The sequence below is a fragment of the Halomonas litopenaei genome (assembly GCF_017303055.1).
In the GTDB taxonomy this organism is placed as follows: Bacteria; Pseudomonadota; Gammaproteobacteria; order Pseudomonadales; family Halomonadaceae; genus Halomonas; species Halomonas litopenaei_A.
In genome coordinates, this window is sequence record NZ_JAEKJT010000004.1 from 311348 (window position 1) to 324094 (window position 12747).

The 12747-nt window shown below is 61.1% G+C and carries 13 protein-coding genes; 8 read left to right on the forward strand and 5 right to left on the reverse strand.

Features of this window, described 5'->3' with window-relative positions:
* The first annotated feature begins 91 nt into the window (after window positions 1-91).
* The 6 genes from JF545_RS08760 to JF545_RS08785 are packed head-to-tail and all read left to right on the forward strand — an operon-like array spanning window position 92 to window position 5957.
* A complete protein-coding gene (locus JF545_RS08760) occupies window positions 92-2947 on the forward strand; it encodes a monovalent cation/H+ antiporter subunit A (protein WP_206941364.1) in 2856 nt (951 codons plus the stop codon).
* Window position 2948: 1 nt separating this feature from the next.
* Window positions 2949-3293: a Na+/H+ antiporter subunit C gene (locus JF545_RS08765; RefSeq protein WP_206941365.1), complete on the forward strand. Its 345-nt coding sequence runs from the start codon at window positions 2949-2951 to the stop codon at window positions 3291-3293.
* Entirely contained in the window at window positions 3290-4798 is a 1509-nt protein-coding gene (locus JF545_RS08770; protein ID WP_206941366.1) for a monovalent cation/H+ antiporter subunit D, read from the forward strand. The genes JF545_RS08765 and JF545_RS08770 overlap by 4 nt, the downstream gene beginning before the upstream one ends.
* The gene (locus tag JF545_RS08775; RefSeq protein ID WP_206941367.1) at window positions 4795-5292 is read left to right on the forward strand and encodes a Na+/H+ antiporter subunit E; all 498 of its coding nucleotides are present in this window, start codon (window positions 4795-4797) and stop codon (window positions 5290-5292) included. Before JF545_RS08770 ends, JF545_RS08775 begins: the two co-directional genes overlap by 4 nt.
* Window positions 5289-5558 (forward strand): K+/H+ antiporter subunit F, encoded by a 270-nt coding sequence (locus JF545_RS08780; RefSeq protein ID WP_206941368.1) that lies wholly within the window; start codon window positions 5289-5291, stop codon window positions 5556-5558. The genes JF545_RS08775 and JF545_RS08780 overlap by 4 nt, the downstream gene beginning before the upstream one ends.
* Before the next feature lie 15 nt (window positions 5559-5573).
* Window positions 5574-5957 carry a Na+/H+ antiporter subunit G gene (locus tag JF545_RS08785; protein WP_206941369.1) on the forward strand — a complete coding sequence of 128 codons (384 nt, stop codon included), beginning with the start codon at window positions 5574-5576 and terminating at the stop codon, window positions 5955-5957.
* Window positions 5958-6026: 69 nt separating this feature from the next.
* On the opposite strand, the gene hemH is transcribed toward JF545_RS08785, so the two are convergent.
* Complete coding sequence (gene hemH, locus JF545_RS08790) at window positions 6027-7097, reverse strand: ferrochelatase (protein ID WP_206941370.1); 1071 nt, start codon at window positions 7095-7097, stop codon at window positions 6027-6029.
* Between the two features lie 112 nt (window positions 7098-7209).
* Between hemH and JF545_RS08795 the strand changes: the two genes are divergently transcribed.
* Window positions 7210-8790: a cryptochrome/photolyase family protein gene (locus JF545_RS08795; RefSeq protein ID WP_206941371.1), complete on the forward strand. Its 1581-nt coding sequence runs from the start codon at window positions 7210-7212 to the stop codon at window positions 8788-8790.
* Entirely contained in the window at window positions 8787-9164 is a 378-nt protein-coding gene (locus tag JF545_RS08800) for a thiol-disulfide oxidoreductase DCC family protein (RefSeq protein WP_206941372.1), read from the forward strand. Before JF545_RS08795 ends, JF545_RS08800 begins: the two co-directional genes overlap by 4 nt.
* A gap of 312 nt (window positions 9165-9476) precedes the next feature.
* Here the strand turns inward: JF545_RS08800 and JF545_RS08805 are convergent, their stop codons facing one another.
* From JF545_RS08805 to rplI, 4 genes are all read right to left on the reverse strand, one after another.
* Window positions 9477-9779: a DUF6482 family protein gene (locus JF545_RS08805; RefSeq protein WP_206941373.1), complete on the reverse strand. Its 303-nt coding sequence runs from the start codon at window positions 9777-9779 to the stop codon at window positions 9477-9479.
* A gap of 581 nt (window positions 9780-10360) precedes the next feature.
* Window positions 10361-10654 (reverse strand): hypothetical protein, encoded by a 294-nt coding sequence (locus JF545_RS08810; protein WP_206941374.1) that lies wholly within the window; start codon window positions 10652-10654, stop codon window positions 10361-10363.
* A gap of 92 nt (window positions 10655-10746) precedes the next feature.
* The gene (gene dnaB / locus JF545_RS08815) at window positions 10747-12135 is read right to left on the reverse strand and encodes a replicative DNA helicase (protein ID WP_206941375.1); all 1389 of its coding nucleotides are present in this window, start codon (window positions 12133-12135) and stop codon (window positions 10747-10749) included.
* Window positions 12136-12294: 159 nt separating this feature from the next.
* Entirely contained in the window at window positions 12295-12741 is a 447-nt protein-coding gene (gene rplI / locus JF545_RS08820; protein WP_206941376.1) for a 50S ribosomal protein L9, read from the reverse strand.
* Window positions 12742-12747 lie beyond the last annotated feature (6 nt).

Below are 12747 nucleotides of genomic sequence, written 5' to 3' on the forward strand. Positions count from 1 at the left end.
TCCAGGGGTACTCATAACACCTTGTAGTCGAACGGCTTTTACAGGCGCGTCAGGGCTTACCACGTTCAAGGACAGGCAGGATGACCAACAGATGACTTTGCTATGGATTCCCTTGCTACCGCTTCTCGGTGTGCTGGTACCCGCATTGACCGGATCTCGAGGCCGCTTACTCTGCACCCTGGCCACCGCTTGCCTTCCGGCAGTGGCGCTGGCCCTTACCCTCAGTTATCTGCCCGCCATCGAGGCAGGCAACATTCCCCGTGCAGGCCTCGAGTGGGTGCCGCAGATCGGCCTTGACCTGGCCTTCCGCCTGGACGGTCTGTCGCTGCTGTTCAATCTGCTGATACTGGGTATCGGCCTGCTGATCATCCTGTATGCCCACTACTACCTGGACGCCAGCGAGAACTACGCCAAGTTCTACGCCTACCTGATCCTGTTCATGGCCTCCATGGTCGGCATTGCCATGGCCGACAATCTGCTGGTCCTGTGGATGTTCTGGGAGCTCACCAGCCTGTCGTCGTTTCTGTTGATCGGTTTCTGGTCACACCGCTCCGAGGCCCGCAAGGGTGCGCGCATGGCCATGACGGTCACCGGTGCGGGCGGTCTGGCCCTGCTCGCTGGCCTGCTGCTGCTCGGCGACATCGTCGGCAGCCTGGATATGCAGGTCGTGCTGGACAGCGGCGCCACCATTCTGGCGGACTCGCGCTACCCCATCATGCTGGTGCTCGTGCTGCTGGGCGCCTTCGCCAAGTCGGCGCAGTTCCCCTTCCACTTCTGGCTGCCCCACGCCATGGCAGCGCCAACGCCGGTCTCCGCCTACCTGCACTCGGCCACTATGGTCAAAGCCGGCATTTTCCTGATGGCTCGCCTGCACCCGGCCATTGCCGGCAGTGAGCTGTGGTCGGCCATCGTGACCGTGGTCGGGATCGTCACCATGGTCTACGCGGCATGGTTCGCGCTGATCAAGGCAGACCTCAAGGGCATCCTGGCATTCTCGACTGTCAGCCATCTTGGCCTGATCACGGTACTGTTGGGGATCGGCAGCCCCATGGCGGTGCTCGCTGCGCTATTTCATATTCTCAACCATGCGACCTTCAAGGCCGCGCTTTTCATGTGCTCGGGCATCATCGACCACGAAGCGGGAACGCGGGACCTGGCCAGGCTGGGCAGGCTTGCCAAGGCCATGCCGATCACCTGCATCGTGATGAGTATCACAGGCGCTGCCATGGCAGGCTTCCCGCTGCTCAATGGCTTTATCTCCAAGGAGATGTTCTTCACGGAAACCCTGGACTCCCAGGCCTTTGGCGGTCTGAGCCTGGTCCTGCCGGTACTCGCCACCATCGGCGGTGTGCTGTCGGTGGCCTACTCGATCCGTCTGGTCCACGCGGTGTTCTTCGCCGAGCCTCGTCACGCTCCACCCAAGGCTCCTCACGAGCCTCCACACCTGATGCGCGCTCCGTCGGAGTTGCTGGCAACACTGTGCATCCTGGTTGGCCTGTTTCCCGCGGTGATGGCCACCTGGCTGCTGGCACCGGCGGTGGCCGCCGTTTTGCTTGAGCCCCTGGATTTTCACCTGGCCATCTGGCACGGCTTCAACCTACCGCTGGCGATGAGCGTCGTCGCCACGCTGGCCGGCCTGACAACCTATCTGCTGCACCGCAAGATCCGTCAGTTTGTGCGTGACTTTCCGCCCCGCGATGCCAGCCGCATCTTCGAGGGCGTGGTCCAGACGATCGGCGATCGCGCAGAGCGCATCACCGAGTGGTTCGACAATGCGTCGCTGCAGCGCTTCATGACGCTGCTGTTAGGCGCCTCTCTGATCGCCGGCGCCGTGGGTCTGGCGCGAATGGATGCGCTCACGGGAGCCAAGGGCAATCAACCGGTCGACGGTGTCCTGCTGGTCGGTGCCCTGCTGCTGATCTTTACCGGCATCGGCACCGCCATCACCCACCGACACCGCCTGATCTCACTGCTGATGCTGTCGGTGGTCGGTCTGCTGGTGTCACTGACCTTTGCCCGCTTCTCTGCGCCTGACCTGGCCCTGACCCAGCTGTCGGTAGAGGTGGTGACCATGATTCTGCTGATGCTGGCGCTGTTCTTTTTGCCACAAAAGACGCCAAGAGAGTCGACTCCGGCACGAGCCTTGCGCGACCTGCTGCTGTGCATGGGGCTTGGGGGCGTGATCGCGGGTCTCAACTACACCGTTCTGACCCGCGATACGGAGAGTATTTCTCAATTCTTCCTCGACAATAGCGTGCCAGGAGGAGGCGGCCACAACGTGGTCAATGTGATTCTGGTCGACTTCCGTGGCTTCGATACCCTGGGCGAGATCACCGTCCTGGCCATCGCGGGACTGGCCATCTTCAAGCTGCTCAATCGCCTGCGCCTGTTCATGCCGCACAGTGATAGCGAGGGCCGGATCTGGGCACCCGATCGCTATCCGATGATCCTGACAACCATCTCGCAGACGGTGTTGCCGCTGGCGCTGCTAGTGTCGGTCTTCATCTTCCTGCGCGGTCACAATCAGCCCGGCGGCGGTTTCATCGCTGGCCTGATCACTGCCGTCGGGCTGCTGCTGGTGTATATGGCCAGGGGGGTTGCCTGGACCCAGCAGCGACTCGACTTCCCCTATCAGCCCGTCGCCATCCTTGGCGTCGGCGTGGCGGCATTGACGGGCTTCGGCAGCTGGCTGTTCGGCGCGCCCTTCCTGACATCGTCCTTCGGCCACTTCCACATCCCCTTGATCGGTGACATCGAGCTGGCCACCGCCATGCTGTTCGACCTTGGCGTCTATCTCGCGGTAGTGGGCGCCACCCTGATGATCCTGGCCAACCTGGGCAAGGTCACCACGCCTCACCGCCCGGCCAAGGAAGACCATGACCAAGGTTCGGTAGAGCAGGGATTGCACCGAACCGCTGCCCCCTCCGACGGCAAGGAGACCGTGTGATATGGAAATGCTCTATGCCATTACCACCGGCGTGCTCGCCGCCAGTGGCCTGTACCTGATGCTTCGCGGGAGAACCTTCCCGGTGGTGGTCGGCCTTACGTTGCTGTCCTATGCGACCAACCTGTTTCTGTTCTCCATGGGCGGGCTCACGGCGGGAGGCTCCGCCATCATCGACGGCAAGAGCCACTACAGTGATCCGCTGCCCCAGGCGCTGGTACTCACCGCCATCGTCATCGGCTTTGCCATGACGGCCTTCGCGGTCATCCTCGCCATGCGCGCTCGGGGCGACATGGGCAATGACCATGTCGATGGGCGCAAGGCCGAGGACAAGGAGGAGCGACGTTGATGTCCCACCTGATCGTGATGCCCATCGTCCTGCCCCTGGCAGCCGCGGTGGCACTGTTGATGACGCGCTTCGGCAACCCGTCCTATAAGCGTGTTCTGGGCCTGGTGACCACCTTTGCCTTGCTGTTGATCAGCCTGCTGCTGCTGCGTCAGGCCGCCGCTGGCGACATTCACTACTATGCGCTCGGTGACTGGCAGCCTCCCTTTGGCATTGTCATGGTGCTTGACCGCCTGTCTGCGCTGATGATTTTCGTGACGTCCCTCCTGGCCGTTGGCGCCGTGCTGTTTGCCTGCGGCGGCGACGACGAGAAGGGCAGCAACTTTCATGGCCTCTTCCAGCTGCAGCTGATGGGGATCAACGGCGCCTTCCTGACCGGCGACCTGTTCAACCTGTTCGTCTTTTTCGAGGTGCTGCTGCTCGCCTCCTACGCCCTGCTGGTGCATGGCGGAGGCAAGGGTCGCATCCAGTCCGCCGTGCATTATGCGGTCCTCAACCTTGCCGGATCGGCACTGTTTCTATTCGCGGTTGGGCTGCTCTACGGTGCCACGGGCACCCTCAACATGGCCGACATGGCCCAGGCGGTGAGCCAGCTACCCAGCGAACGCCAGGGCATGGTGGTGGCCGGCGCGCTGCTGCTGCTGGTGGTCTTTGGCCTCAAGGCGGCCATTCTGCCGCTGTACTTCTGGCTGCCACGGGCCTATGCCAGCGCTCCGCCTCCGGTCGCCGCCCTGTTTGCGGTAATGACCAAGATCGGGGTCTACGCGATATTGCGGGTCTACTGGCTGATCTTCGGCGACCAGGCCGGCCCCCTCGAGGCATTGGAGCAGAGCTGGGTATGGTGGCTTGCCCTTGGCACCCTGGCGATTTCCGGCATCGGCGTGCTGGCGGCGCGTGACCTGCGCCTGCTGGTGGCCTATCTGGTACTGGTGTCGGTGGGTACCCTGCTGGCCGGCGTCGGCATGCGCTCCCCTGCTGCGGTATCGGGACTGTTGTTCTATCTGGTCCATACCACCCTGGTCACCGGCGGTCTGTTCCTGCTGGCCGACATGATCGGCACCCAGCGTGGCAAGGCAGGCACGCGCCTGGTGCGGGGACGTGTCCCCCACAATGCCACGGCCCTCGGGCTGATGTTCGTCATCGGTGGTATGGCCGTGGCAGGCTTGCCGCCGCTGTCAGGCGCCTTTGGCAAGGTCATGCTGATGAGTGCTGGCGATAGCGACCAACGCCTGTGGTTCTGGCCTTTACTGCTGGGCACCGGGCTGTGTGCCATCGTGGCGCTGTCCCGGGCCGGCTCCACCCTGTTCTGGCGCAGTCAGGCCAGCGATGACGGCGAGCCCTTGTCGGCCTGGCAGTGGGCCGGCACTGGCTGGTTGCTGGCCGCCTCCCCCCTGCTGGTAGTGCTGGCCGGGCCCCTGGCAGGCTATACCGAAGCCACCGCCGAACAGCTGACCAATCCTGAACCCATGCTCCGCGCCGTGCTGATGCAACAGGGAGACGCTCCATGACCACCCGCTCTCGTTCGTTGTTGCCCACCCCGCTACTGAGCCTGCTGTTGCTGGTTGTCTGGCTGCTGCTGGTCAATGATGTTTCTGTGGGCCATCTGCTGCTGGGGAGCGTCCTGGCGGTGCTGATCCCCTGGCTGACCTACCCCTTCTGGGACTTGCAGCCCGGCGTCAAGAAACCCTGGAAACTGCTGCGCTTCTTCTTGAGGGTCATCGGTGACATTGTGGTGGCCAACCTGCAGGTTGCCTGGATCATCATCAATCCCTGGCGCCGCACTCGGCCGCATTTCGTCGAGTATCCGCTGATGCTCGAAGAACGCTTTACCATCACGCTTTTGGCCAGCACGATCACGCTGACACCGGGTACGGTCTCGGCGAACCTGCGCATGGATGGGAAGACGCTGTTGATACACGCGCTGGACGTGCGCGATGAGCAAACCCTCATCGACACCATTCGGGAACGCTATGAGCGGCCGCTGAAGGAGATCTTCGAATGATCGATATCGCGTTGACCATCAGCCTGACGCTGGTCTCCCTGGCGCTGTTGCTGAACCTGTACCGGTTGACGGTGGGACCTGACATGCCCGACCGGATTCTCGCGCTGGACACGATGTATGTGAACTCCATCGCGCTGATTATCCTGATGGGCATCTGGCTCAACACCAAGACCTATTTCGAGGCGGCGCTGTTGATTGCACTGCTGGGCTTCATCAGCACCATCGCAGTCTGCAAGTACTTGCTGCGCGGCGACATCATCGAGTAATTCAGGAGAGTCTTCATGCTATACGTGTTTCTCGAGGGCCTGATCTCGGTACTGCTGATCGCTGGCGGGCTGTTTGCCTTCATCGGCTCGCTGGGCATGGCCCACCTCAGGGACTTCTACATGCGACTGCATGGTCCGACCAAGGCCACCACCCTGGGCATGGGCTGCATACTCGCAGGCTCGATGGTGTACTTCAGCGTCACCCAGGGCGGCCTGCACCTGCAGGAAATGCTGATTACCCTGTTCCTGTTCATCACAGCACCTGTCAGTGCCCACATGCTGGCCAAGACCGGCCTGCATCAGCGTCTTAACTACCTGGACAAGACCCGGGGCAAGCCCCTCGAGTTTCGGGAAGAGGAAGTCGGTGCAAAGCCGGTCCCCCACCCCGATCCGGAGTAGGCCAGAGCGGTCTGCTAAACGACAATGGGCAGCCAGATGGCTGCCCATTTTGCGATGGCGTCTAGGCTCTCATAACCATCCGGCCAACTCTCGCCTGACGATGCCCGCCAGCGCGTCGATGTGATCGTCGCGATCATTCAGGCAGGGAATATAGACAAACGTCTCTCCGCCGGCCTCGATGAAGGCATCCCGAATTTCCTGCTGGATTTCTTCCAGGGTTTCTACGCAATCGGCACTGAAGGCAGGCGACAGCACTGCAATGCGCTTATGGCCCTGGCGTGCCAGTTCGGCCACCTTGTCGACCGTTGCGGGCCCGACCCACTCCTCTGGACCAAATTTCGACTGGAAGGCGGTAACGACGTCCTCTTCCGGCATGCCGAGCCGCTCTCGCAACAGCCGAGTCGTCTTCACGCATTGGCAGTAGTACGGGTCGCCTTCTGTCAAAAAGCGCTTGGGTACCCCGTGATAGGAGGCCACGATCCTGGTGGGCGGCTGGGTCTCCTGCGCCAGGCGCTCCCTCACCGAGGCCGCCAGAGCGTCGATATAGGCCGGCTCATCGAAGTAGGCCGACGCGGTCCTGATGGCCGGCTGCCACTTCCGTTTCATCAACTGGCGAAAGAACTGATCGCACGCCGTCGCGGTGGTCGGTGAGCCATACTGCGGGTAAAGAGGGAAGAACAGGATACGCCGACAACCCTTGTCCTCAAGCTCCTTGAGCGCCTTCTCTGTCGAGGGATTGCCGTAACGCATGCCGAAACTGACCTCGATATTCTCCCCCACAGCGTCACGCAAGCGCAGCGCCAGCTTGTCCGCCTGGTTGCGGGTGATCGTCAGCAACGGACTTTCGTCCTTCTCGGTGTTCCAGATGCTGCGATATGCCTCCCCTGAGGCAAACGGCCGACGGCTGAGGATCACCAGCTGCAACAGAGGCTGCCACAGCCAACGAGGGTAATCGACGACCCGCTGATCCGATAGAAACTCGCTTAAGTAGCGGCGCATGGACCAGTAGTCCGTATCATCCGGCGTCCCCAGATTGGCGACCAGCACCCCGATCTTGTCACGAGGAATGACAGGGTGGTCCGCTGGGGCATGTGGCGGACGGCGTACCTGCTCGGATGACGGGGAATCAGACTGATCCATGAAAATGGCTTCCTCTTGGCGGTCTCGTTAAGCAAAAAGACTAACACCAGCAGGTGTCAGGCTCGAATCAAGTGTTACTATAAAGAAGATTTGTACAACTGTTGGAAAACTTATGTCCAGATCCTTGATTCTGCTTGCCGGTGATCAGCTGAGCCACGAGCTGGCAGCACTGGAACATGCCTCGGATGACGACGTGATCGCCCTCTGCGAGGTCGCCGAGGAAGGTCGCTATGTTCCCCATCATCCGCAAAAGATTGCGATGATGCTGTCGGCCATGCGCCACTTTGCTGCCAGCCTGCGTGACAAGGGATATCGGGTCCATTACAGCGCGCTCGATGACCCGGACAACGCCCACTCGCTGCTGCAAGAGGCCGAGCGGCTCGCAAAGCTCTATGACTGTCAGCGCATCGTGACCACTCGCCCGGGGGAATGGCGCCTGCTGCAGGCGATCGAGGAGCGTCGCAGCGACGTGCCCTGGGAATGGACTGAAGACACTCGGTTCTACTGCACCCCCGAGGCATTCGCGCAGTGGCTGTCAGGGCGCAAGCAACCCCGCATGGAGGCCTTCTATCGCGAGATGCGGCGCCATACTGGGCTACTGATGGAAGGCGACGAGCCAATGGGCGGTCAGTGGAACTTCGACAAGGACAACCGCAAGCCACTCGACCAGCGCCTCGATGTGCCATCACCGCCTGAGCATGGTATCGATGACACCACCCAGGCAGTGCTCGACCTGGTGGCAGAGCACTTTGGCGATCACTTTGGCGATCTTGACGGCTTCCACTGGCCGGTGACGCGGCGGCAGGCGCTGGTCGACCTGCGCCATTTCATCGATGCGCTGCTACCCGACTTTGGTGACTACCAGGACGCCATCAGCGATGACGACCCCTACCTCTTCCACTCGCGCCTCTCGGCGCCGATGAACCTGGGGCTGATAAGCCCGAGAGAGGTCTGTGAGGCAGCCCAGAATGCGTATCTTGAAGGCAAGGCCCCGATCAACGCGGTCGAGGGCTTCGTGCGACAGATACTCGGCTGGCGCGAGTACGTGCGCGGCGTCTACTGGTCTCAGATGCCAGACTACAAGCGCGGCAACGCCCTCAAGGCGACTCGTGGCCTGCCTCGCTTCTACTGGACCGGAGAGACGGACATGCGCTGCCTGCAGCGCGCTATCGGCATGACTCGCGAGAATGCCTACGCCCACCATATTCAGCGTCTGATGGTCACCGGCAACTTTGCCCTGCTATGCGGCGTCAGTCCGGAGGCACTATGCGACTGGTATCTCGCCGTCTATGCCGATGCCTGCGAGTGGGTCGAGCTGCCCAATACGCTGGGCATGGTGCTGCATGCTGACGGAGGCATCATGGGGTCCAAGCCCTACTGTGCATCTGGCAAGTACATCGACCGCATGTCGGATCACTGTCGCAACTGCCACTACGATGTAAAGAAGACCACAGGCGAGACGGCCTGTCCTTTCAACAGCCTCTACTGGCACTTCCTTGAGCGCCACGCCGACACCCTGAGCAACAACCACCGAATGAAGTTGATCTACGGCTCCTTGAACCGCATGAGCGATGACAAGCGCACCGCCATGCGTGAGCAGGCGGAGTCCTTTCTCGCCACGCTGGAGCTCGAGCCGAGCTACGGCCAAGGCGAACATGTGGCAGGCTATCGCGCCCGGGGGTCATCATCATGAAGCGCTTCGACGACATCACCCCGCCGGTCACCCTGTTCCACGACGGCGGCTGCCCGCTGTGTCGCCGGGAAGTCGCCTGGCTGCGCGGCCATCCCAGACGGGACCGTATTCGCTTCGTGGATATTCGCCATCCCGACTTTGATGCCGCGCAGTGGGGCAAGCGCATCGAGGACATGATGGGCAAGCTGCACCTTCTCGACGCAAGGGGCCACTGGATCGTCGGGATGGATGCCAGCAGAGCCCTGTACGCGACCTTGGGCTACCGGCGCTGGCTCTGGTTCAGCATGCTACCGGGAATGCGGCAGGCGCTGGACCTGGGCTATCGCCTGTTTGCCAAGCTACGTCCCTGGCTGGGGCGACACGGGTCTGGCTAAGACCAGACTGGCAACGTACAGACTGGCCAAGCGCGGTCTGGATAGGGTCGATCTGGATAGGGTCGGTCTAGATAGGGTCGGTCTAGATAGGGTCGGTCTAGATAGGGTCGGTCTAGATAGGGTCGATCTAGATAGGGTCGATCTAGATAGGTTAGGTCTGAACAGTTTCGATCTGGAAGGGTTCGACCTAGAGAGGTTCGAACAAGACCGTCACGGGCCCTGGCTATCAGCGCCAGGGACTTGTATCGGTCAGAGGAAGGCAGGAACACCCAGGGGTGTCAGAACGTCAATGGTGGGGTCGAGAGGGCAGCGTCAGAAGACCAGTGGCATGCGCGATGCCAGTGGCTGCGCATAGTGGGTCTCGCGGCCAATCACCTCGTCGTGAGCGACGTGCTGCACCAGGTAGGCTCGATGAATGCCTGCTCGCTTCAGCTCAAGGTAGACATCGTCCAGTGAACGGAACAGCACAGGCTTGCCGCGTCGGCAGAGCATATGACGCGCCCCTTCGACGTCTTCCAGCTCGACTTGATAGAAACGGCTACCCGCGTGGCTGATGACGCGGATCTCGAAGTTGTCGTGTCGGCCCACAAAGGCCTTCAGCTCCTGAAATTCCATAATATCTTTCGCCTCTTTTCATCCTGTAGTGGCGGCCAGCGTCTTGCCACCGCCTTGCTGATTAGCGCTATCTGCCACACCAGTCCATTCTTGCCACCGTCTGGCGCGGGTCATCGTCTCACAGACTGCTCGACACTAGCGCGATGGACGGTGCGACGGTTTGATCATGGCACAGCCTGACGATGGAGAGTGACATTCTGGTTACGCTAACAATAATTTCTCTGACCTGGATACACACCTGCCGTTCCCTGCGCGATGCAATCAAGCACGCTCCAGCAGAAGACAGCTCCATACCGTCAAGACACTCAGTAAAAAGAAAGGGCTAGAGCGAAAAGTGACGCAGCAAGGGAAGCGCGCACAGCGACGAGCGGACAGAGGGAAGAAGGAACAGAAGAAAGAGAATGCAGAAGACACCAAACTCAGACATGCGAGATGCGAGAGGCGAGAGGCGAGAGGCGAGAGGCGAAGGAACGAGAACACACCAGGCAAAGGCCACCCCTTCGGTGGCCTCGCGGGCAACCAGACGCCCAACAGGCCAGCCTGTCATGCGCTACAGCATCACCCTACTGCTGTCCCGACGCCTACTGATACTCGGAAGGATCGATCGCCTTGCCCAGGGAATTTCTGTCGACCCAGTTCCCTGCCTTGGTTTCCTTGTAACGAAAGACCACCTTATCCCCTACAGCCACCGGAAGTTCGGCATCTTCTGTCTGATAACTGTAGTCGACGCCGTCCACCACCAGGTGGTAACGGTACAGATCGGGCATGCCCAGCCATTCCTTGAAAGGACCTTCACGTTCCACCGAAGTCAGCTCACCTCGGGCTTCCAGCTTGGGCGCGCGGCGCCGATTGCCGCGTCGAAATCCACCTGCCATGTCAGGGTCCTCCAGAGTCGGGTTACAGAGTGCAAGGGGCGGCATTATACGAGTCCACCGGTTCAGCTCAAGCCGCACCTCTTGCGCAGGGCCTATTCACCGAAGGTGTCGCCGTAGCTATCTGGTGCAAGATCCTCGAAACGGGTGTATTTGCCGATAAAGGCCATGTGAACCGCGCCGATCGGACCGTTACGCTGCTTGCCGATGATAAATTCGGCCAGCCCCTTGTTATCGGGGTTATCAGGATTGTAGACCTCATCACGATAGACGAAACCGATGAGGTCGGCGTCCTGCTCGATGGCCCCGGACTCACGCAGATCCGACATCACCGGGCGCTTGTTGGGTCGCTGCTCCAAGGAACGGTTGAGCTGCGACAGGGCAATGACCGGGCACCCGAATTCCTTGGCCAGCCCCTTGAGAGACCGTGATATCTCGGAGATCTCACCGGTACGGTTGTCACCGAACCCTGGCACCTGCATCAGCTGCAGATAGTCGATCATGATCATCGCCAGGTTGCCGTGTTCGCGCACGACTCGACGAACTCGCGAGCGCATTTCGTTGGGGGACAAGGCTGCGGTGTCATCGATAAACAGCTGCTTGTCCTTCAGCAGGTTGACCGCGGAGGTGAGCCGCGGCCAGTCCTCGTCTTCCAGCTGACCGGAACGCACGCGAGTCTGATCGATACGACCCAGTGACGACAGCATACGCAGCATGATCGAGTCTGCCGGCATCTCCATGGAAAACACCATGACCGGCTTGTCGCTGGAGACTACCGCATGCTCTACCAGATTCATGGCAAAGGTGGTCTTACCCATGGAGGGTCGACCGGCCACAATGACCAGGTCAGAAGGTTGAAGGCCCGACGTCATGTCATCCAGGTCACGAAAACCCGTCGACAGACCGGTCATCTCGCCCTTCATATTGAACAGTTCGTCGATTCGATCGACGGCCTTAGTCAGCAGTTCGCTCATACCGATGGGACCACCGGCCTTGGGGCGATCTTCGCTGATCTGGAACACCAGACGCTCGGCCTCGTTGACCAGCTCGTCAGCGGGACGACCGTTGGGGCTGAACGCGCCATCGGCGATCTGGTTGGCTGCCTGAATCAGTTTGCGCAGGGTGGCCCTTTCGCGAACGATATCACCGTAGGCGCGGATATTACTGGCGGAAGGCGTATTGCGGGCGAGCTCCGCCAGGTACGCCAGTCCACCCACGGTATCGAGTTGATCGCGAGCCTCCAGCGCCTCGGACAGGGTCACCACGTCCAGCGGGCGACTGGACTCCGCCAGCGCCACCATGGCGTTGAACACCAGACGGTGTTCATAGCGATAGAAGTCATCGGCGACCAGGCGGTCGGCGATGCTGTCCCAGGCCTGATTGTCCAACATCAGACCACCCAGCACCGATTGCTCGGCCTCGACCGAGTGGGGCGGAACCTTGAGCGCTGCGGCTTCCTGATCGATGGTCTGGACGTCACTCATCTGCTTGTCTCTCGCAACACATGTACTGCCGGTCGGTAAAGGGCTTCCAGTCTAGCCGATCTCCACCCTCTCGCAAGACCGTAGCTCCGCGGATCGCGGGCATAAAAAAAGGCGCGGGATATCACTCCCGCGCCCTTGCTGTTGCCGTGGGAGATGACCTTATTCGGCCACCACCACCACGCGCACAGCGGCGTCGACGTCAGCGTGCAGGTGCAGCACGATGTCGTACTCACCGGTCTGACGGATCGGGCCTTCCGGCATACGCACTTCGCTCTTGGCGACATCGATTCCAGCGCTGGAGATCGCTTCCGCCAGGTCACGCGGACCGATGGAACCGAACAGCTTGCCTTCGTCACCGGCCTTGGCGACCAGAGACAGCTCGATATCGTTGAGCTGCTCGGCGCGGGCTTCCGCCTCGGCCTTGCGCTCAGCGGCCTGGGCTTCAAGCTCGGCGCGCTGTGCTTCAAAAGCAGCGATGTTGTCCTTGGTGGCCGGCACGGCAAGGCCGTAAGGCACCAGGTAGTTACGGCCGTAGCCAGGCTTGACGGTGACCTTGTCACCAAGACCGCCCAGCTTGCCAATGTTGTCGAGCAGAATGACTTCCATCTCGTA